This is a genomic window from Marinomonas sp. ATLA20 (assembly GCF_057180105.1).
The window spans coordinates 62,937-83,847 of the sequence record NZ_JBXUKU010000006.1 but is presented as its reverse complement, the minus strand read 5'-3'; the positions used below and the strand labels follow the sequence as shown (position 1 = coordinate 83,847).

The window sequence follows — 20,911 nt, the reverse complement described above, 5'->3', positions numbered from 1 at the left end:
CCAGCTTATCATCCACACTTATGTGCATTTTGTTGTTCTACTTTTGTTTTCAAAGCTCTGGAAGCAGGCCATTTCTAACGGCGCCGGGGGAGATGCCTGTCATTCGTTTGAAGGCCCGACTAAAAGACGCTGTTGAGCTATAGCCAAGGCGATCTGCGATTTCGTCAAGATTCAGGTTGTCTTGGCTGATCCATTGGCTTGCGAGTCGCATGCGCAGATTGCCTAGGTATTGCTGTGGTGTGGAGTGGGTTAATTCGGTAAAGCGCTCAGCAAAGACAGACCGTGAAACGCCCATTTCGGAAGCCATATCTGCTACCGACCATTGTCGACCTGGATCATGGTGCAGGGCGGATAAAACCTGTGCCAATTTGGGGTCGCGCATGGCTTCAACCCAGCCGCACAAGTCGCATCCTACCTCCACCCAACGACGTAAAATAGCGGCGGCAACGACATCGGCAAGCCTAGTTAAGATGACACAATACCCTGGTTGTTTAGTTTTTAGCTCGTTGGTCATGACATCAAGGATGGCTGGAATTTGTGAGTCACAATTCGGTGCCGCTTCAATGTGCATGACTTCTGATTTTAAATGAGCTAGTGGATGCAGCCAGCCTAGGTCGAATTCCATAGCACAGCTAAAAATCAAGCTGTCTTCGGTTTGACATACTTCAGTATCGCAAGCGCGAATTTCCGAAGTATCATCACATAGCTGAATTTTTTCAAAGGCATCAATGTTTATAATCGGTGCGTTGTCTCCACTGTAAATATCGTGGCTACCTGCGCAAGGCAACAATACGGCATCGCCACAGGCAAGCTTGTGTACCGCTCCACTCTTAGTTCGCAGAAGCGCAGAGCCTTGGCCGATAAAATGAAAATGCGCCAATTTTTCATCCGCTTCTTCTCCAAATTTAAGACCAAATGGCGCTGAAATTTCGACGCGTCTGTATTCAAGGCCTTTAAGGCGTACACCAGATAAAAGTTCATTCATCATATGGTGTTGGTTTTCATGAGTTATGTGGTCAGTTAGAGGGGGCTGCATAGTAATCCGGACGATATGGTATTAATTTAGGATATTTTGGTATATATCGTCCTGTTTGTCCAAATTATTATATTCGTGACTTACAAAAAAATCATTTCAAGAGGATTTTCAATGACGAATAAAGTAAATATGTCTCCAGTACAAGAGCAGGTTATGCCCGCTTGGGGTGCTGTGATAGCCATGACGTTAGGTGTTTTTGGGTTGGTCACGGCAGAGTTTTTACCTGCTAGCCTCCTTACTCCAATGGCATCTGACCTATCCATTACCGAAGGAATGGCTGGCCAAGCGGTTTCGGCTACCGCTATTCTTGCTGTGGTTGCCAGTCTTTTGACTGCTACCATCACACGCAGGATTAATCGCCGCCATGTTTTGCTAGGCTTTTCTATGCTTTTAATCGCTTCGAATATTATGGTTGCTTTTGCTCCAACGTTCTTTCTGTTACTGGCAGGGCGCGTTCTGCTTGGTATCGCGCTTGGTGGTTTCTGGGCCATGGCTGCTGCCATTGCTATGCAGTTGGTTCCCGATAAAGATATACCTCGTGCAATGGCTGTGCTATTAAGCGGCGTGTCGGCAGCGACCATTTTTGCCGCGCCGCTCGGCAGTTATCTTGGTGATATTATCGGTTGGCGAAATGTTTTCCTACTTGTAGCCTTGCTCGGTGTTATAGTTTTTATTATACAGCTTTCTACTTTGCCTAGTATGCCACCGCGAGGCCGAGCTACATTGGGTACTCTTATTGCGGTGATTAATCGTCCGAAGATGAAGTTTGGTTTGTTCATGCTGCTATTTATTTATAGTGGTCATTTTGCCTTATTCACTTATGTTCGGCCATTTCTTGAAAATGTTACTGGTGTCGCAACAGTTGGGATCTCGGGGATTTTGCTGGGCTTTGGTATTGCTAATTTTGTTGGTACTTACATTGCCGGGGCTTTGATTGCGCGATCGCTGCGTCTAACTCTGGCTCTTATGCCGTTGGTTATTAGTTTAGTTGTATTTTGTATGATCAGTATACAGGAAGCTATTACGCCAATGGCTGTGCTAGTTGTTATCTGGGGGATGGCGTTTGGTGGCGTGCCAGTTGCTTGGTCTACATGGGTCACTCGGAGTGTGCCCGACGAAGCAGAGAGTGGCGGTGGTTTGGTTGTTGCTGCTATGCAGGTTGGTATTGCGACAGGTGCCGCAGCTGGCGGACTTATTTTCGATGTTAGCGGCGCTCTTGGGGTCTTCATTATTGCTGCCTTGATTCTTCTGGCTTCTTCCTTGTTTGTCGCAATCGGCTTGAGAGCTAAACCTACGGCAGTCGCACAAAGCATTTGATTTAAACATCTTTTATTTGTAGAAATCATTAGGCTAATGATTAAAGCACCCTGATTATATTGTGAATAGTTAGGGTGCTTTTGTATTTATTGGATCGTAGGGTTAAGTAGGGTCAGTCGATTAATAATCGCAATCCGAGTGATGTCATTAGGGCACCAGTGACTCTTTCGATCCATACTTTACAAGCCATGACTTTATGTTGGATTCTGGCTGATGTTAATAAACAGGCCACTAACGCAAACCAAACAAGATGCGCTAATGCAATGTAAGTACCGTAACCCAGCTCTATTAATAAAGAGGTATCAGCAGAAATAACTTGGCTAAATAACGCTACGATGAACAACATGGTTTTTGGGTTGAGTGCGTTACAGGCAAAACCAGACCAAAATGCTGATCGGTTCTGGGGTTGTTTATTTGAAGGCATAGGATTGCATTCTAATGATTTATTTTTCCATTGAGGTTTGGCTCTTAAAAAGCAGGCTTTAATATCCGGCCATAAGGCAGAAATGCCCAACCAAATTAAATACATCGCCCCTAGATATCTTAGCGTATTTAAAACCCAAACATTGTTGGCAAAGACCACACCCAGCCCTAAGAGCGTATAAGCCAAATGTACGCTGATAGCGGTACCTATTCCGAGCGCGCACAAAATGCCTTCTCTTCGTCCTTGTAGTAAGGAAATTTTCGATACCATGGCAAAGTCTGGTCCTGGGCTCATGACGGCTAAAAGAGTGATGACAGTAACGGAATAGACTTCAAATTGATCGATATTTAACATGGCATGGTGCTCTTATCTGTGAAAAATAAGAGTATGATTTGGTCTAGGATTAAATAAAATCGATAATTACTGGTGAATATTGTGAGTAATAATCACGCAAAAAGGCGGCTGCCTCCCTTGGGTGCTTTGACAGCGTTTGAAGCAGCAGCAAGGCATCAAAGTTTTTCTCGTGCGGGGCAGGAACTTCATCTAACCCATGGTGCGATTAGTCGAGCGGTGGCACAAATAGAAGAGCGTATTGGTATTGAGTTATTTGTGCGTCGTAATCGTCGGGTTTATCTCACCCCAGCAGGACAACGATTACTAAAAACCACATCTGAAACGTTAGATGCACTCAGCCATACAGTGGAAGAAATACACCGTCATGATAGTGCGTCGCCATTCTTGACCGTGTCTTGTGAACCCAGTCTGGCAATGCGCTGGTTAATGCCACGACTTGGTGCGTTTCGAGAGCTGCATCCAGAATTACATATTGACTTAAGAATGGCGGGCGGCCCGATTGATTTATTGTCTGAGAATTGTGATATCGCCATTCGCCGCATGGATTTTAAAGTTCAGACAGATTATCAAGTCACAGCACTTTGTTCTGAATTGGCTGGCCCTGTTTGTTCAAAAGTCTATTGGGACAGCGTTCAACAAGATTTAAATAAAGCCAGCTGGTTACACAGTCGGACTAGGCCAAATGCTTGGAGCGAATGGAAAAATGCTTACGGTATGGAAAAAGTGATTCCAAAAAATGAGCAACACTTTGATCATTTCTTTTACACCTTGCAAGCAGCACAAGATCAACTCGGTATCGCTATTGGCTCTACGCCTTTGGTTTCTGATGATCTAAAAATACAGCGCCTTATTGCGCCATTAGGCATGCAGCCGACAGGATGTGATTACGCTTTATTAACATTGGATGACCCGAAGAAAGATCCGAGAATTGAAGCATTTGTTAATTGGTTAGTAGGACAAATTACTCACTAAAAAGGAGCAAGTTAGATGCCTAAAGTGTTTGTATTTGGAACATTGAAAGAAGGCTTTCCTAATTTCAAAACAAATAAAGGCGTTCGTTATCGAGGTGATTTTGAAACCAAACAGGGTTATCCGTTATACCTAGTTGGTGAGCGGTTTTCGCCTTGGCTAATATTGCAAGCAGGCAAAGGGAGCCCGGTGAAAGGGCAAGTGTTTGATGTGTCAGACGACATCTTGGCGCACATGGATACATTGGAAAGAATCACGGCGACAGACGGTTATCGTAAAGTGAGTATCCCTGTAGTTTGTCTTGAATCAGGTGATGAAATAAACGTCTTAGTCTATGGCAAGCCGCCAGAAATGTTAGATGGCGCGAAAGTTATGCAAGAGCTGGCCGGAGAATATTTGCTTGAACATGCGGCTCTGTATCGTAGCCGCATGTCGGATTGAAGCGGTTATAAGACTTTTTGGGTAAAGTGGTCTATACATAAAGCGTGCTCTAATCTACATGGCGCACGTATTTGGGCTGTAATATTGAGACCAAAAAGACGATGTTTTGGTATGCAGTTCGATCAAAAAAACGGCCGTGTTTGTAGGCTTATCTAAAGCCGCCAGCGCCCCTGTCGTAAATTGTCATTCGGTGGACGCTTCCAAGCATTAGGCTGGAAATCTTTATCTCTATTATCACGTTGAATGCGCCTCAGTTGGCTGAGGCGCTGCAATATTTTTTTAACCACACCACGATAATCGTTGAAGCGATTATTTATGTAAGGAGCTGATCTGATGCAGCATTATTCAGGCTTTGGGTTGTTAAAGCACAGTTTTAGCCATCACGAAAATTGGCAGCGGGTGTGGCGTAATCCAACCCCTAAAAAGAAATACGATGTGATCATCGTAGGTGGCGGCGGACACGGTTTAGCAACAGCTTACTATTTAGCAAAGCAGTTTGGTGTTACGAATGTAGCAGTCATTGAGAAAGGCTTTCTAGGTGGCGGTAATACGGCACGTAATACGACGATCGTTCGATCTAACTATCTATGGGACGAGTCTGCGCATTTGTATGAGCATGCGATGAAATTATGGGAAGGTCTATCTCAAGATCTTAACTACAATGTCATGTTCTCTCAACGCGGCTGTTTAAACCTAGGTCACACATTACAAGATATGCGTGACATTGAGCGTCGTGTAAATGCTAACCGTTTAAACGGTATTGATGGCGAAGTACTGGATGCGAAGCAAGTGAACGAAATCGTTCCAATTCTAGATTGCTCTGGTAATGCTCGTTACCCTGTTATGGGTGCTTCTTGGCAGCCGCGTGCGGGTGTTGCTCGTCACGATGCTGTAGCTTGGGGTTTTGCTCGTGGTGCGGACATGCACGGTGTTGATCTAATTCAACAAACTGAAGTCGTTGATTTTATCATTGAAGACGGCACAGTAACTGGCGTAAAAACGGATCGTTACGGCGATATTATGGCAGATAAAGTAGGTTGTGTTGTCGCAGGACATTCAGGCTATATGGCTGCAAAAGCAGGTTTTGCATTACCGCTTGAGTCACATCCTCTACAGGCATTGGTATCTGAACCGATCAAGCCAATCTTAGATACAGTAGTAATGTCTAACCATGTACATGGTTACGCATCTCAGTCTGATAAAGGTGATTTGGTAATCGGTGCAGGTATCGACAGCTATGTTGGCTATGGCCAGCGTGGTTCTTACCCAACTATTGAGCATACTATACAGGCGATTGTGGAAATGTTCCCGATCTTCAGCCGTGTACGTATGAACCGTCAATGGGGTGGTATCGTTGATACATGTCCTGATGCATGTCCTATTATCTCTAAAACACCAGTGAAGAATTTATTTTTCAACTGTGGTTGGGGTACGGGTGGCTTTAAAGCAACACCTGGTTCTGGTCACGTATTTGCTGCTTCTTTGGCAAAAGGTGAAATGCATGAGATGGCGGCGCCATTCTCAATGTTCCGATTCCACAACGGCGCGCTTATCGATGAGCACGGCGCAGCTGGTGTAGCACACTAACGGGAGATTCAGTTCATGTTTTATATTTATTGCCCTTACTGTGGTGAACACCGCGAAGAAGAAGAGTTCCATAACCAAGGCCAAGCTCATATTGAGCGCCCAGCAGATCCTGATTCTTGCTCGGATGAAGAGTGGGGGAACTACATGTTCTTCCGTAAGAATCCTCGTGGTTTACATCATGAAATTTGGGTTCACGCGGCAGGCTGTCGTAAGTTCTTCAACGTTACTCGACACACAGTAACGTATGAAATTAAAGAAGTTTACAAAATGGGTGAGCAACCTAAAGTAGTTGCAGAGTAAGGGAGCGGATCATGTCTCAGAAAAATCGTCTACAAAACGGTGGCCGTATTGACCGTTCTCAGCCACTTACTTTTACCTATAATGGTAAGAAATTCGAAGGTTTCGCCGGTGATACTCTGGCGTCAGCTTTGTTAGCTAACGGTGTTGATATTATTGGCCGTAGTTTTAAATACAGCCGTCCTCGCGGTATCGTTGCAGCAGGCGCAGAAGAGCCAAATGCCATCATGCAGCTTGGTGCAACTGAAGCAACACAAGTGCCGAACGTAAGAGCGACACAGCAAGAGTTGTTCTCTGGTCTTGTATCAGGATCAACAAATGGCTGGCCAAGTGTTGATAACGATGTGATGGGCTTAGTTGGTAAATTTGGCGGCAAAATGATGCCTCCTGGTTTTTACTACAAAACCTTTATGTACCCTCAATCAATGTGGGAAACATATGAAAAAGTTATCCGTAAAGCCGCGGGTCTAGGTCGTTCACCTAATGAATACGATCCAGATATTTATGATAAAGTGAATCAACATGCTGATGTGGTTGTCGTTGGTGCCGGACCTTCAGGTCTGATCGCGGCATTGACTGCTGCGCGTGGTGGTGCTCGTGTCATTATCGCTGATGAGCAAAATGAATTCGGTGGAAGTCTTTTAAGTAGCAAAGAAAGCATTGACGGCAAGGCTGCACATGCTTGGATTGCTGATGTTGTTAAAGAGCTTGAAGCGAACGACAATGTCATGGTGCTTCCTCGCTCTACTGTTAATGGTTACCACGATCATAACTTCCTAACGATTCATGAACGTTTGACGGATCATATTGCTGATCGTGCACCAAATGGCCAAGTACGTCAGCGTTACCATCGTGTACGTACTAAATGGGTTATTCTGGCAACAGGAGCGCATGAACGTCCTCTAGTATTTGGTAATAATGATGTTCCTGGTTGTATGGTAGCGAATGCTATCTCTACCTACATTAATCGCTACGGTGTTGTGCCAGGTAAAGAACTTGTTCTAATGACAACCAATGACAACGCTTATCATACTGCTATCGATTGGCATGATGCTGGACGTAAAGTGCAAGCCATTGTTGATACTCGTCAAAACCCAGAAGGTGAGCTAGTTAAAGCAGCGCGTGATCGCGGCATTACAGTGATCGCTGGCTCTGCGGTTATTGATGTTCATGGCGGCAAGCGCGTTAACGGTGTTTCTGTTGCATCCATCAACGAAGACGGTTCTAAAATCACAGGTTCTGTTAAGAAACTGAGTGCGGATACTGTTGCTTCTTCTGGTGGTTGGAGTCCAGTTATTCACCTATCGTGTCATACTGGTTCTAAACCTGTCTGGAACGAAGATGTGCTTGGCTTCCTACCTGGTAAAACGGTACAGAAGCAACTTACTGCAGGTGCGATCAACGGTACTTTTAATACTGCTGGTGCTTTTGAAGAAGGTAAGAAGGCAGGTCTTGAGGCATTGTCTAATCTAGATCTTAACGCGGTTGAAGTGGCTATTCCGGCTACAACTGACGTGAAAGAATCTAAAGCAATGGCATTGTTCCATGTGCCTCATACAAAACCAACGTCTCAAGCGCCTAAGCAATTCGTTGACTATCAAAACGACGTAACGGCTGCGGGTATTGAGCTTGCTTGTCGTGAAGGTTTTGAGTCGATTGAGCACGTTAAACGTTACACCGCAATGGGCTTTGGTACTGACCAAGGTAAATTGGGTAACATCAACGGTATGGCGGTTGCTGCGAAAATCCTGAATAAGTCTATTCCTGAAACGGGTACGACTATTTTCCGTCCAAACTATACACCAATTACTTTTGGTGCCATTGCTGGTCGTGATTGTGGTGCGTTGTTCGACCCAGAACGCTACAGTGCAATGCATAAATGGCATCTAGAGCACGGTGCGAAGTTTGAGGATGTGGGCCAGTGGAAACGTCCTTGGTACTTCCCTAAAGCGGGCGAGTCAATGCAGCAGTCACTTGACCGTGAGTGTTTAGCAACTCGTGAGTCTATTGGTATTCTCGATGCGTCTACACTAGGTAAAATTGATATCCAAGGTAAAGATGCCCGTGAATTCCTAGGTCGTATTTACTCTAATGCTTGGGCAAAATTGCCTGTCGGCAAGTGTCGTTATGGCTTGATGCTGAAAGAAGACGGCATGGTATTTGACGACGGTGTAACATCTTGTCTAGCTGAAAATCACTTCTTGATGACAACAACATCTGGCGGTGCGGCGACAGTACTTAATTGGCTTGAGTTATACCATCAAACAGAATGGCCAGAATTAGAAGTTTACTTCACTTCTGTTACTGACCATTGGGCAACCATGACTATCTCTGGTCCAAACAGCCGTAAGCTGCTTGAAGAATTGATCGACAGCGATGTTGATGTTTCTAAAGATAGCTTCAAGTTCATGGATTGGAAACCAATGACGGTTGCTGGTGTTCCAGCACGGGTGTTCCGTATCTCGTTCACTGGTGAGTTGTCTTTCGAGATCAACGTACAAGCTAACTACGGTATGCATGTATGGAAGAAGCTATTTGAACATGGTGAGAAGTACAATCTGACACCATATGGCACTGAAACAATGCACATTCTACGTGCTGAAAAAGGCTTTATTATAGCGGGTCAGGATACAGATGGTTCTGTGCATCCATATGATCTAGGTATGGGCTGGGCTGTTTCTATGAATAAGCCGTTTAGCTTTATCGGAAAGCGCGGTATGCAGCGTGAAGACTGTGTACGTGCAGAACGTAAGCAAATGGTGGGCATTAAAACAATCGATCCAAACGTAGTATTACCAGAAGGTGCTCAGGGTGTTTTTGACCCAACTGCGCCAATCCCAATGCCAATGGTTGGTCACGTATCATCCAGCTACTGGAGTGCGTGCTTAGGTCGATCTGTTGCTCTAGGCTTTGTGAAAGGTGGTTTAGATAAGATGGGTGAGAAAGTGTATTACCCACTTGCTGATGGCCGTATAGTTGAAGCTGAAATTTGCAGCCCAATTTTCCTAGATCCAAAAGGGGAACGTCAAAATGTCTGAAGTAAATAACGAAGTGGTAACGGTATCAGTAATGAATCAGTTACCTGATGCTTCAATTCAAGGCGAGTCACCACTATTTCACGCCGACCTAGCAAGTGTTGCTAAAAATGGGCCAAAAACAGGTGGTGTTACGTTCAAAGAAGAAGCATTGATGGGGCAAATTACGCTACGTTTAAATGCTGAAAATGCTGATCAATTAAGCGCAGCAGAAAAGGCTTTGGGTGTGGCATTGCCAACTCAACCGCTAACGTCTGTCGTTGAAGGTGATGTATCTGTTCGTTGGATTTCGCCTGATGAGTGGTTGGTGGTTGTACCGGGTCTAAAGGCGTTTGAAGTAGAAACTGCTCTGCATGCAGAACTCAGCGGTCACTACCAAGTAGTCAATATTAGCGGTGGCTGGACAATCTATAAGCTATCTGGCGAGAATGTTGTCGATGTGTTGAAAAAATCAACTATTGTAGACGTGCATCCTAGTAAGTTCCCTGTCGGTAAAGTTGTGACAACAACGTTTGCTAAGAGTGGCGCTATTATTCGCCGTAGTGGTGAAAGTGAATTCGAATTAGTGGTTCGTCGTAGTTTTGCTGATTACTTGTGGTTATGGATTCAAGATGCGAGTCGAGAATACGGCCTAGTCGTTAAAGCGTAACTTTTTTCATCCACTTGTTTTATTTCAATACTTCGGTTGGCCACTCTTTGTGGCCAACCTTGTTTGAAGTAAAAGCTTAAGACAATAAGAGACTATTTTATGAAATCAAAAACCGCTCCTTGGATTTTTACCGCAAACTGCCCAAGTATAATCGGAACCGTTGATGTTGTTACTCGATACATGGCGGAAGCTGGTAACTATGTAGATGAAATTCATTCCTTTGATGACAGAGAATCTGGTCGATTTTTTATCCGTATTGAATTTTTGCCGCAACATGCTGATTTCAGTGAAGACGTATTTAAAGCAGATTTTGCAGAGCGTGCTGCTGAATTTTCGATGGAATGGTCTTTAACAGCACCAAACCACAAGCCAAAAGTGGCGATCATGGTGTCCAAGTACGATCATTGTTTGAATGATTTATTGTATCGCTTTCGTACTGGACAACTAAATATCGACGTTACTGTGATTATCTCCAATCATCCTGATTTAGAAGATTTGGCGAAATGGCACGGTATTCCATATTACCATTTGCCAATTACCGCAGAGACGAAGCTAGAACAAGAAGCGCAAGTTCGTGACTTAATCGAACAATATGATACCGAATTAGTGGTTTTAGCTCGTTACATGCAAGTGCTTTCCCCAAGCATGTGTGAATACTTAGATGGCCGTGCAATCAATATTCATCACTCCTTATTGCCAGGCTTTAAAGGTGCTCGTCCTTATCACCAAGCATGGGAGAAAGGCGTGAAAATGGTCGGTGCGACGGCGCATTATGTGAACAATGACCTCGATGAAGGTCCGATTATCTCTCAAGGTATTCAAGTTGTTAACCATGCTCATTACGCGGAAGATCTCATTGCCAAAGGCCAAGATATCGAACGTGTTACCTTGTTTAACGCTGTGAAATGCCACGTTGAAAAACGTGTTTTCTTGAATGGTAAGCGCACTGTTGTGTTTGGTGGCTAGTTAAGCTGTTATACACATAAGAAAACAGACAATGGGGAGATCATAGATGGTCTCCCCATTTTTATTTTTAAGTAACGGCCCATCAAAAAAACTGGTCTATTTTCCTATCCGCTGCGTATCATTTTAATTGAGTTCAATTTAATAGACACAAGAGGTCAATTTTGAGGGTAGCAAAAGTGTGTGTGGCACTGAGTTCTTTATTACTCGTTGCCTGTACTAAGGTTGGGTTAGGCGTTGCCAATTTACCTAATGCATTCAGTGATACCGAAACGACAAAAGATATTGCTTATGGCGCTGAGCCTTGGCAAAAATTAGATGTTTATGTCCCGCCTCATTCTTCGGGTCAATCTCTTCCTGTTGTTGTCTTCTTCTATGGTGGCAGCTGGAAGGATGGTTCAAAAGACATGTATCCCTTTGTCGGCGAAGCCTTTGCAAAACAGGGTTATATCACGGTCATTGCCGATTACAGCAAATATCCACAGGTGAAATTTCCGACCTTTGTTGAGGATGGTGCCAAAGCGGTTGCTTGGACCTATCGTCATATCGCCGAATATCAGGGCGACCCTAAACGCTTGTTTGTAGCGGGACATTCCGCTGGCGCGCATATTGGTGCCATGGTGACGGCGGATAAGCAATATTTGCAAGCCGAAGGCTTAACGTCGTCCATTATTAATGCCTTTGCGGGCTTATCTGGCCCCTATGATTTTGTGCCTTACGAAGACGACTATAAGGACATGTTCGGCCCACCTGCAAACTACCCAAACATGCAGGTAACCACCTTTATTGATGGAAAAGAGCCGCCAATGTTACTGCTTTGGGGTGCGGACGACACCATTGTGGGCAAAAGTAATATGGACAAATTGATTGCAAAAATACACGCCGAGCAGGGTGCTGTAGAAAGCAAAGTCTATGAAGGTGTCGGTCATGCCGATATGGTGTCTAGTCTTGTGTGGTTTTTGAAAAGCAAAGCACCAATTTTAGATGACGTGACGGATTTCTTTCAGCGCTACGGTGCGAATGCGGAAAAAGTGGAAAATTAAAGAGTACTGACATTTTGCTTGGTCAGGATAGCGTTGAAATCTTTTAACGGTCTTAGCGTAAACTCTTGTGGCAAAATGTCTGCTTTCTTTATGCGATCATAGCGAAAAATACGTACGTCGTTACGAAGGTGATCCCATGCCAACAGATACCATACGGGAAACCCAAGGTACAAATAATGGGCTTCAATCTCGCGTTGTGTTTCTTGGTCATGAAAGTCTTGATAAACAATAGACAGGCGTTGATTAAATAGAAAGGCTGTATGCAGGGTTTCAATGGTCGCGTTTGTTTCCTGTTTTTTCATACTGAAAGACTGCAAAACGTCTGGTGATGCTTGTTCGCCAATGTGAATTCGCTGGCGTAGCTGGTGGATTTTTTCTTTTTGCCTAGGTGAAAAAGAAGCCATCAGTTTATGACGAACTGTATTGATATTTCCCATGAATAAGGTTGGTCCCATGCTTTCAGCAATGGCAAGGCTGATGAGCACATCGATAATTTCTTGGCTTTCTAACGATAGTCGCCCGACACCCCAATTACGATGAAGTTTGATACCGCCGCCACGTCCTTTATCCGCCTCAATAGGCAACCCTCGCTCCCGTAAAACTCCAATGTCACGAAATAAGGTGCGCTCGCTGACATTCAATTCGGCTGCGATAATTTTGGTCGTGAGGGCATCTTCTGATTTTAGAATGGCGGTTAATTGCTCTAATCTATCTAGGCGATCTTTGGCGTTGGATCTATTCATGATTTTAATGTGACATAAAGTGTCATATATGTCGATATAGTGAATCTATTCTAAACAAGTCGATTTTATGGAGATTAAAATGAAGCAAATAACACTGGATGAAAAACGTATAGCCGGTTTAAGCGTGCGAACGAATAATGTTAGCGAAATGCAACCAGAAACCGCAAAGATAGGCGCCTTACATCAAATCTTTGCACAGCAAGCCACAGTGAATTATGAAAAGGGCGCTTGTTTATATGGCGTATATTATCAGTATGAGTCTGACTACACAGGCGACTTCAACGTCTTAGTTGGCGCTGAACCGGATCATGTTTCATCAATGGCAGAGTTAGAACATGTTGACCTTCCTGCCGGCGAGTATCTGGTTTTCTCTGGCGAAGGGGAAATGCCACAAGTGGTGATTGATGTGTGGGGAGAAATTTGGCGTTATTTTAGCAGTTCCGATTGTGTTTATTATCGCGCTTACACGGCAGATTTTGAATGTTATACCAGTGAAAAAAGCGTCGACGTGTATATTGCTGTTAAGCCTTAAAAAATAGAGAAGCATGTGGAATTAAATTAGATAAAAAAACACATACAAAAATTACTTAAATCCACATTACTTTTGTATAGAAAAACGATAGCCTCAATTTAAATGGTTTATATATTTATTCGATATAAAAAGGGCTTAATGTGGATTTAGTTCGACTTATTTATACTAGCACCATTACCGAGCAATTTGAGGTGGAAGACATTGCCCGCATTCTTAAAGTGGCACGAGTCAATAATAAAGCCCTCAATGTGACTGGCTTGCTGTCTTTTAACCGGCAGTTCTTTCTTCAATGTTTAGAGGGAACACGCCAAGAGGTGAATCAGATTTATCATAAAATCGCCACGGACCTACGCCATAAAAAGCCTGAAATAATCGGTTATCAAATAATTTCCCATCGGGAGTTTGATAGCTGGAATATGGGCTACCTACAAAACACGGAAAGCCTCCGTGAGCTATTTTATCAGCATACAAAAAGTATCAACTTCGACCCATATAACATGAATGGTGAGCGTGCTTTGTCTCTATTGCTGGATATCAGAGATGAGATAAAACGGGCAGAAGCGCAGTGAAACGCTAAGAAAAATCTCTCCATAATGCTTATGTAACTATTGCCTTGCATAAGCAATCCTTATGAACATGATTCCTAATTCTTTTGCTGGAGTGTTTTTTACTCGTCGTTAAGTTTAGTATACTGGCCTCTTTTCCCGACACGTTGTGAAGTAGCTTCTATGACAGAAAACAGTATGACGGACACCAATTCCAGCTTTGATTTGGCCGCTGAATTAAAGGCCATTGTAGGAAATCAATACACTTTAACAGACGAAGATAAGACCAAACCTTACAGCCAAGGTTTTCGCCTTGGTGGTGGTAAGGCGTATGCGGTTGTTCGTCCTGGTAGCTTGGTTGAAATCTGGAAATGTCTGCAAGCCTGCGTAAAAGCGGACGTTATCGTTATTATGCAAGCGGCTAATACTGGCTTAACGGGTGGTTCAACACCTAATGGCGCGGACTATGATCGTCCTATCGTGATCATCAGCACCATGCGTATTGACGACATTCAGTTGCTTGATCAAGGTAAACAGATTGTGGGTTTTGCGGGGAGTACCTTGTTTGGCTTAGAAGACACGCTGAAACCTTACGGCCGTGAGCCTCATTCGGTTATTGGTTCTTCTTGTATTGGTGCGTCTATTGTTGGTGGTGTTTGTAACAACTCTGGTGGTGCCTTGGTGCAACGTGGCCCTGCGTACACAGAAATGTCCTTGTTTGCCCAAGTTACACAAGATGGCGAACTGCAGTTGGTAAATAACTTAGGTATTGAGTTGGGAACGGATCCAGAAGAAATTCTGACCAACCTGCAAAACAAAACCTACCAAGAAAAAGACGTACAGTTCCCCGAAAAACGCGGTTCTGACAACGAATACCACGAGCGTATTCGTGACGTAGACGCAGACACCCCATCACGTTTCAATAACGATCCTCGTCGCTTGTACGAAGCATCAGGTTGTGCGGGTAAATTGGCGGTGTTTGCTGTGCGTATTGATACCTTCCCGATTCCAGAAAAGTACCAAGTCTTCTACATTGGCACCAATGATCCAGCGGTGATGGAACAAATGCGCCGCGACATGTTGTCTACCTTTAAAAATCTGCCAGTGTCTGGTGAATACATGCACAGCAGCAGCTATGACATCAGTAAAAAATACGGCAAAGACAGTTATTTGGTGATCGATAAATTGGGCACAAAATACATCCCCAAAATGTTTGCCCTTAAGCGCACGGTCGATCGTTGGGCTGGCAAACTGAAATTCATGCCGTCTAAATTCTCTGACATCATGATGCAATACGCGAGTCAGCTGTTCCCAAATCATTTGCCAAAGCGCATGGAAGACTTCCGTGAAAAGTACGAACATCATTGGATAGTGGAAACCAGCAACGATGGTGTCGCAGAAGCGCAAGCCTATTTAGAAAACTTCTTTAAAGACAATGAAGGCGATTACTTTGCTTGTACCAAACGTGAAGCTGACCAAGCCATCTTGCATCGCTTTGTGACCGGCGGAGCATTGACTCGCCTTCATATAATGAATAAGAAAGAACTGGGTTCTATCATGACCATCGACGTGGCCTTCCCACGAAATGAGCGAGATTGGTTTGAAGAGCTACCAAAAGACATCGAAGAAAAAGTCGCAGTCAAAATGTACTACGGCCATTTCTTCTGTCACGTCATGCACCAAAACTACATCATGAAAAAAGGTGTTGATGCCAAAGCGGTGAAGAAGCAAATTCTATCCAGCTACGACGCTCGCGGCGCAGAATACCCAGCTGAACATAACGTTGGTCATGAATACGTGGCGAAACCTGCATTACGAGAGTTTTACCAAAAATCTGATCCAACCAACAGCTTCAACTCCGGCATCGGCGGCACCAGTAAATTGAAAAATTGGCAAGAGCTGAGTGGCGAACACACAGGCTGTGGTTGCCATAAATAAGCTTTCTTAGAGCTTAATCGCAAAACTTCAAAAGCCGAGATGTATCTATTAAAGACGTCTCGGCTTTTTTGTTGGTGGGTGTTCCAACTTCATGCCATGTAATAAGATGACTGAAATGGATACCGTTCTGGTTAACCAAAACCACATAGGATAAAAACGACAATGTCTCACTATGACAAGTTAGCGTCACACTATCAAACACTCAGTCACTTTAATCATGCTCAAGCCATGCTTGGCTGGGATGCGGCGGCGAACATGCCATCTGGCGGTAGCGAAGCGCGTTCCAATGCCATGGCGGAATTATCGGTTCACATTCATCGCTTATCGACACAACCTCAGCTTGAAGAATGGTTCGCTAACGCCGAGCAAGAATCCTTCAATACGGAACAAATAGCCACAGAACAAAGAGCCAGCCTTCGTGAAATGAAACGCCAATGGCAACAAGCGACCATGGTTCCAGAGGACTTAGTACAAGCCCAATCTATCGCGGGTTCTAAATGCGAGCACGCGTGGCGCTCGCAACGCCAAGAAAACGATTGGACAGGCTTCGAAAAAAACTGGAAAGACGTTGTGGCCTTGTCTCGTGAAGAAGCCAAAATCCGTGGCGAAGCACTTGGTCTTACACCTTATGACGCCATGCTCGACCAATACGAACCCGGCACCACTACCGCCTCCCTTGATGCTTTATTCACTGACGTGAAAACCTGGTTACCAGAGTTGATTGAAAACGTACTGGAAAAGCAGCAATCCGAATCCATCATATTGCCGTCGGGGACGTTTTCGACTGCAACGCAAAAAGCCCTTGGCTTAGACGTTATGAAGCTACTGAACTTCGACTTTGACCATGGTCGACTAGACCAAAGCGTGCATCCATTTTGTGGCGGTGTACCAAGCGATGTACGCATTACTACACGCTACGACGAGAATGATTTTGTACAAGCCTTAATGGGCATCGTACACGAAACAGGGCACGCCCGTTATGAACAAGGTTTACCCAAAGCCTTTGCTGGATTGCCTGTTGGCGAAGCGCGCTCAATGGGCATTCATGAATCTCAGTCGCTCTTCTTTGAAATGCAAATAGGGCGCAGCAAGCCGTTTATTTCCCACTTATCACGACTCTCTGCCGAAGCCTTCAACGCACACAACGACCCCGTCTTTGCCGAAGACAACCTCTACAAAATCTACACCCAAGTAGAAAAAGGTTTCATTCGTGTTGACGCCGATGAACTCACGTATCCCGCTCACGTCATCATGCGTTACGAGATAGAGCGTGACCTAATCAACGGCGTGATAGAACACACAGATGTACCGGCATTATGGGATGAGAAAATGAAAGCCGCCCTTGGTATCTCCACCAAAGACAACTACAAAAACGGCTGCATGCAAGACATCCACTGGACAGACGGCGCTTTCGGCTATTTCCCAAGCTACACACTCGGTGCCATGTACGCCGCCCAATACAAAGCCACCATGACTAACACCGTAGACTTCGGCTGTGATTTCGATATGGCCATCCAAAGTGGTGATCTAAACCCAATCTTCCAATGGCTAAGCGACAACATCTGGTCACAAGCCTCGCTTCACACCACAGATGAACTCGTCAAACGCGCAACGGGTGAAACCCTAAACGCCGCACACTTTAGAAAACACCTAGAAGGGCGGTATTTGTAACCCATTAAAGCAGCTTTATTTATCTTGCTCCCACATCGTCATCCCCCGCGAAGGCGGGGGATCCATAGCTCTGACGCCTGCTTAGCTCATAAATTACCAAAGTGTAGGGCACGATGAGCGAAGCGTGATCTGCCGTTGTTCGTAAACGCATAACTCATTAAATACTGCTGCCAAGTCTCTTCCCCTTTCTTCAAGGGGAAGACGGAAGATGGGGTTCTAATCTTCACAATCCCACAAAAGTCTTATGGTTTTACCTAGGCTTTCATAGTATTGTCAGTTTATCGTAATGAATTAATTGGTATGGATTGCTTGGCCGATATTGACACGAGATCAAAAATATCAGGCTCAAACGATCTAAATTTAAAAGAGTGATACACCACGTTTTGCTTAGTAAAAAAAGAGTGATGACAAAATAGCGGAATCCATCAGGGATAAAAGCTAAAAATCCTAATAGATAGCTGTAAAACTGTTTTTGTTAGATCTTGATTTTGCTTGTAAAAATTGGGGGGCGATAGCTTTTAGCACTTGGCAGATTAAATCGAACTAAGGAAGTAACTAATGAGTTTTATTGGAGCAAGATGGTGGAAGTTCGATTTTCATACACATACGCCAGCTTCTTTTGATTACGGTAAATCAGATAGCAGTTTAAAAGCATCTAAGACCGCGAAAGATTGGTTGTTAGATTATATAGCTAATGGCATAGAGTGCGTTGCCATTACAGATCATAATTCTGGCGACTGGATTGATCGCCTTAAGGGTGCTGCGGAAACCTTAAGAGCAGAAGGTCATTCAATTTTTGTTTTTCCCGGTGTTGAGATTACAGCTAATTCAAATATACATGTTTTGGGAATCTTCGATCCATATGCTTCCTCCGCAGATATTAGCGCCGTTATCGGGGCGTCAAAGTTTCGAGGTACAAAAGGAGATAGTGATTCAGTGGCTGAAGAAAGCGCTGAAAATGTAATAAAAGAAATAATTTCAGCTGGCGGAGTTGCCATACCTGCTCATATTGATATGAAAGCAGGGCTTTGTCAGCAACACTCGGCTCATACGATAAGACAGGTCTGCAAGCATGCAAATGCAGTGGAAATAATTTTCCCTAACCAAGAAGGAGCTGATGCCCCTTTATCAAGATACAAAAATTTAAGTATTGAATTGCCATCGATAATTGGGTCTGACGCCCATCACCCTAATGATATTGGTAGAGCTTATACATGGGTAAAAATGTCCACTCCTTCAATCGAAGGGCTAAAGCTTGCTTTGGTTGACGGCACATCGTCCGTAATTCGCTCAGATAACGAAACGACAAATCCAAATAGTTCCTCGAATACTTTATTACGTTCAGTCACGATTGAAAACGCAAAATATGCAGGACGTTCATCTCCTTTGACAGTTGAATTCAACCCTTGGTTAAATTCAATTATTGGTGGACGTGGTAGCGGAAAATCATCGGTTCTTGAATTTATACGCCTAGGTATGGATAGGGCGAGGGACTTAGATGCATTGAATCCAAATAATGAAATTCGTAGGTCTTTTGAGAGTTTTACCAAAGTATCCGCATCTAGAGATTCTGAAGGTGTAATGCTTGATAATACGAAAATTAGTTGTGTTTATCTGAGAGATGAAGTTCATTATCTCCTGACTTGGACTAAAGAAAATAATAGAGTCTCAATCTTCCGCTATGATGGCCAACAATGGGTTTCTGAAGAGGGAGAAGCTCACTCGCGATTTCCAATAAAAATATTTAGCCAGAAACAGATATTCGATTTAGCTAAAAACCCTAATACTCTTCTACGTCTGATGGATGAGTCATCAACAGTTGGTTATCAACAATGGAAAATGGAGTGGACTGAAAAATATTCTCATTTTCTAACACTCTGCAGCCAAAAGAGAGAGCTACAATCGAAACTTAATAATAGAAATATACTATTAGGTCAGCTTTCTGATGTTGAACAAAAGATCAAAGCAATCGAAAAATCTGGCCACACAGATATTCTAACAAACTATCAAGCATACAGCGGGAAGAGAACGAATGTTTCTCATTATGAGGCGGCCATCGAAAACCTAAAACTACAAGGTGAGTCTATATCTAATACCGCATCGATTCCTGTGGTGGATGAAAGTGCATTTGATACGCAGTCAGCAAGTGAAGTAGAAGTTATCGCTAAATTAAAAGGATTGAATGAGTCAGCATTATCTTTCAAAGAAAGCATCAATTTGGCAGTGGCTTCACTTCAAAATGAATTAACTCAGTTTCAAAGTTGGTATAGTGGCTCTGATTTCAATAAATCTCATATTGAAGTTAATAGAAAATACGATGAGTTAATTGAAGGGCTACGGAGTGAAGGGGTGGGTAGTCCTGCTGATTATGCAAGGCTAATTGGTGAGCGGGACACCATTAAAAAATCACTCGATGCAATGGCTCTGGTAAGTACTAAAATAGCTGAAGTGCAAGAAGCAATTAATTCAGCGTACCAGGAAGTAATCGACTGCAGAAAGAAATTAACCGTAAGTCGTTTGGAGTTTTTGCAACAAAATTTGGCTGGTAACTCTTCAATTCAAGTTGAGTTGGCTCCTTTTTCAGATGTGGATCGTATAGAAGAGTCATTTAGAGGTGTTATTGGGCGTACTGATAGCGCTTTTTCTGGCGATATTTTTGACTTGGATCGAGAGTGTGGTTTTCTTTACAATCTGAATAAAGAATTGTCGACTATTGTAAGGTCTGGTAATTCAAATAATTTAGATGCTTGGTTATCTAAAATACATGCGTTCAAAGAGCAAGTTTTAAAATTCAGTTTGGGTGAGATCCAAGGCGTAAAGGTAGGGAAAAGATTTTCAGATTTTATGGCTAGTTTGCCGCCGCAAAGTTTTGACCAGATAATTACTTGGTTTCCTGAAGATAGGTTATCCATAAAATTCAATGACGGGAATAGGTTTAAGGACGTTTCACAAGGTTCGGCTGGTCAAAAAGCCTCGGCCATATTGTCGTTTTTATTGTCTTATGGAACAGAGCCTTTAGTTTTAGATCAGCCTGAAGATGATCTTGATAATGGTCTTATTACGAGTTTGATTGTTTCTAAATTACATGAGAACAAAGCAAAGAGACAAATAATTGTTGTCACTCACAATCCTAATATCGTTGTAAACGGTGATTCAGAGTATGTGATTGCGCTAGAAGATAGAGGTCAAATAAATCCAGTCGCATCTGGGGCATTGCAAGAAGTAAGTGTTAGAAAGAATGTATGTGAAATCATGGAAGGTGGTGAAATTGCACTTCAACAACGTTACAAAAGAATGTTTAACGTCTGAGTATGGGGGGAGTGCTAACAAGTCAAGCATTCACGTTATTTTCATCTGACCCTAAATT

Annotated in this window: 17 protein-coding genes; 14 read left to right on the top strand and 3 right to left on the bottom strand. The window is 43.6% G+C overall.

Features of this window, described 5'->3' with window-relative positions:
- Positions 1 to 49: 49 nt before the first annotated feature.
- Positions 50 to 988 carry an AraC family transcriptional regulator gene (locus tag AC2A4J_RS11760; RefSeq protein ID WP_484176136.1) on the bottom strand — a complete coding sequence of 313 codons (939 nt, stop codon included), beginning with the start codon at positions 986 to 988 and terminating at the stop codon, positions 50 to 52.
- A gap of 159 nt (positions 989 to 1,147) precedes the next feature.
- Here AC2A4J_RS11760 and AC2A4J_RS11755 point away from each other — a divergent pair, with 159 nt between their 5' ends.
- Positions 1,148 to 2,353 (top strand): MFS transporter, encoded by a 1,206-nt coding sequence (locus AC2A4J_RS11755; protein WP_484176135.1) that lies wholly within the window; start codon positions 1,148 to 1,150, stop codon positions 2,351 to 2,353.
- A gap of 112 nt (positions 2,354 to 2,465) precedes the next feature.
- Here AC2A4J_RS11755 and AC2A4J_RS11750 read toward each other — a convergent pair whose 3' ends face one another.
- Positions 2,466 to 3,131: a LysE family translocator gene (locus tag AC2A4J_RS11750; protein ID WP_484176134.1), complete on the bottom strand. Its 666-nt coding sequence runs from the start codon at positions 3,129 to 3,131 to the stop codon at positions 2,466 to 2,468.
- An 81-nt stretch (positions 3,132 to 3,212) separates the two neighbouring features.
- Here AC2A4J_RS11750 and AC2A4J_RS11745 point away from each other — a divergent pair, with 81 nt between their 5' ends.
- From AC2A4J_RS11745 to AC2A4J_RS11710, 8 genes are all read left to right on the top strand, one after another.
- Complete coding sequence (locus tag AC2A4J_RS11745) at positions 3,213 to 4,103, top strand: LysR substrate-binding domain-containing protein (protein WP_484176133.1); 891 nt, start codon at positions 3,213 to 3,215, stop codon at positions 4,101 to 4,103.
- Positions 4,104 to 4,118: 15 nt separating this feature from the next.
- Complete coding sequence (locus tag AC2A4J_RS11740; protein WP_484176132.1) at positions 4,119 to 4,541, top strand: gamma-glutamylcyclotransferase family protein; 423 nt, start codon at positions 4,119 to 4,121, stop codon at positions 4,539 to 4,541.
- A gap of 333 nt (positions 4,542 to 4,874) precedes the next feature.
- The gene (locus AC2A4J_RS11735) at positions 4,875 to 6,128 is read left to right on the top strand and encodes a sarcosine oxidase subunit beta family protein (RefSeq protein ID WP_255828700.1); all 1,254 of its coding nucleotides are present in this window, start codon (positions 4,875 to 4,877) and stop codon (positions 6,126 to 6,128) included.
- 15 nt (positions 6,129 to 6,143) lie between these two features.
- Entirely contained in the window at positions 6,144 to 6,428 is a 285-nt protein-coding gene (locus AC2A4J_RS11730; protein ID WP_114413271.1) for a sarcosine oxidase subunit delta, read from the top strand.
- 11 nt (positions 6,429 to 6,439) lie between these two features.
- The gene (locus tag AC2A4J_RS11725) at positions 6,440 to 9,463 is read left to right on the top strand and encodes a sarcosine oxidase subunit alpha (RefSeq protein WP_484176131.1); all 3,024 of its coding nucleotides are present in this window, start codon (positions 6,440 to 6,442) and stop codon (positions 9,461 to 9,463) included.
- On the top strand, positions 9,456 to 10,109 hold the full coding sequence (locus AC2A4J_RS11720; RefSeq protein WP_484176130.1) for a sarcosine oxidase subunit gamma: 654 nt from the start codon (positions 9,456 to 9,458) through the stop codon (positions 10,107 to 10,109). Before AC2A4J_RS11725 ends, AC2A4J_RS11720 begins: the two co-directional genes overlap by 8 nt.
- A 99-nt stretch (positions 10,110 to 10,208) precedes the next feature.
- Positions 10,209 to 11,075 (top strand): formyltetrahydrofolate deformylase, encoded by an 867-nt coding sequence (gene purU / locus AC2A4J_RS11715; protein ID WP_255828703.1) that lies wholly within the window; start codon positions 10,209 to 10,211, stop codon positions 11,073 to 11,075.
- Positions 11,076 to 11,236: 161 nt separating this feature from the next.
- Positions 11,237 to 12,115: an alpha/beta hydrolase gene (locus AC2A4J_RS11710; RefSeq protein ID WP_484176129.1), complete on the top strand. Its 879-nt coding sequence runs from the start codon at positions 11,237 to 11,239 to the stop codon at positions 12,113 to 12,115.
- Here AC2A4J_RS11710 and AC2A4J_RS11705 read toward each other — a convergent pair.
- The gene (locus tag AC2A4J_RS11705) at positions 12,112 to 12,858 is read right to left on the bottom strand and encodes a helix-turn-helix transcriptional regulator (protein WP_484176128.1); all 747 of its coding nucleotides are present in this window, start codon (positions 12,856 to 12,858) and stop codon (positions 12,112 to 12,114) included. The two genes, AC2A4J_RS11710 and AC2A4J_RS11705, sit on opposite strands and share 4 nt — an antisense overlap.
- Positions 12,859 to 12,937: 79 nt before the next feature.
- On the opposite strand from AC2A4J_RS11705, the gene AC2A4J_RS11700 reads away from it, so the two are divergent.
- The 5 genes from AC2A4J_RS11700 (at position 12,938) to AC2A4J_RS11680 (ending at position 20,853) form a co-directional block, all read left to right on the top strand.
- On the top strand, positions 12,938 to 13,390 hold the full coding sequence (locus AC2A4J_RS11700; RefSeq protein WP_484176127.1) for a GyrI-like domain-containing protein: 453 nt from the start codon (positions 12,938 to 12,940) through the stop codon (positions 13,388 to 13,390).
- A gap of 140 nt (positions 13,391 to 13,530) precedes the next feature.
- On the top strand, positions 13,531 to 13,959 hold the full coding sequence (locus AC2A4J_RS11695; protein WP_484176126.1) for a BLUF domain-containing protein: 429 nt from the start codon (positions 13,531 to 13,533) through the stop codon (positions 13,957 to 13,959).
- Between the two features lie 174 nt (positions 13,960 to 14,133).
- Entirely contained in the window at positions 14,134 to 15,873 is a 1,740-nt protein-coding gene (gene dld, locus AC2A4J_RS11690) for a D-lactate dehydrogenase (protein ID WP_484176286.1), read from the top strand.
- Between the two features lie 162 nt (positions 15,874 to 16,035).
- Positions 16,036 to 17,544, top strand: coding sequence for a carboxypeptidase M32 (locus tag AC2A4J_RS11685; protein WP_484176125.1), 1,509 nt, complete (start codon positions 16,036 to 16,038; stop codon positions 17,542 to 17,544).
- Positions 17,545 to 18,102: 558 nt separating this feature from the next.
- Positions 18,103 to 20,853, top strand: a complete 2,751-nt coding sequence (locus AC2A4J_RS11680) for a TrlF family AAA-like ATPase (RefSeq protein ID WP_484176124.1) — start codon at positions 18,103 to 18,105, stop codon at positions 20,851 to 20,853.
- Positions 20,854 to 20,911 lie beyond the last annotated feature (58 nt).

What these genes read in the sequence shown, in the direction of transcription:
- AC2A4J_RS11760 (WP_484176136.1), bottom strand. Translation starts at nt 988, where the DNA reads ATGATGAATGAACTTTTATCTGGTGTACGCCTTAAAGGCCTTGAATAC.
- AC2A4J_RS11755 (WP_484176135.1), top strand. Translation starts at nt 1,148, where the DNA reads ATGACGAATAAAGTAAATATGTCTCCAGTACAAGAGCAGGTTATGCCC.
- AC2A4J_RS11750 (WP_484176134.1), bottom strand. Translation starts at nt 3,131, where the DNA reads ATGTTAAATATCGATCAATTTGAAGTCTATTCCGTTACTGTCATCACT.
- AC2A4J_RS11740 (WP_484176132.1), top strand. Translation starts at nt 4,119, where the DNA reads ATGCCTAAAGTGTTTGTATTTGGAACATTGAAAGAAGGCTTTCCTAAT.
- AC2A4J_RS11735 (WP_255828700.1), top strand. Translation starts at nt 4,875, where the DNA reads ATGCAGCATTATTCAGGCTTTGGGTTGTTAAAGCACAGTTTTAGCCAT.
- AC2A4J_RS11730 (WP_114413271.1), top strand. Translation starts at nt 6,144, where the DNA reads ATGTTTTATATTTATTGCCCTTACTGTGGTGAACACCGCGAAGAAGAA.
- AC2A4J_RS11725 (WP_484176131.1), top strand. Translation starts at nt 6,440, where the DNA reads ATGTCTCAGAAAAATCGTCTACAAAACGGTGGCCGTATTGACCGTTCT.
- AC2A4J_RS11720 (WP_484176130.1), top strand. Translation starts at nt 9,456, where the DNA reads ATGTCTGAAGTAAATAACGAAGTGGTAACGGTATCAGTAATGAATCAG.
- purU (WP_255828703.1), top strand. Translation starts at nt 10,209, where the DNA reads ATGAAATCAAAAACCGCTCCTTGGATTTTTACCGCAAACTGCCCAAGT.
- AC2A4J_RS11705 (WP_484176128.1), bottom strand. Translation starts at nt 12,858, where the DNA reads ATGAATAGATCCAACGCCAAAGATCGCCTAGATAGATTAGAGCAATTA.
- AC2A4J_RS11700 (WP_484176127.1), top strand. Translation starts at nt 12,938, where the DNA reads ATGAAGCAAATAACACTGGATGAAAAACGTATAGCCGGTTTAAGCGTG.
- dld (WP_484176286.1), top strand. Translation starts at nt 14,134, where the DNA reads ATGACGGACACCAATTCCAGCTTTGATTTGGCCGCTGAATTAAAGGCC.
- AC2A4J_RS11685 (WP_484176125.1), top strand. Translation starts at nt 16,036, where the DNA reads ATGTCTCACTATGACAAGTTAGCGTCACACTATCAAACACTCAGTCAC.
- AC2A4J_RS11680 (WP_484176124.1), top strand. Translation starts at nt 18,103, where the DNA reads ATGAGTTTTATTGGAGCAAGATGGTGGAAGTTCGATTTTCATACACAT.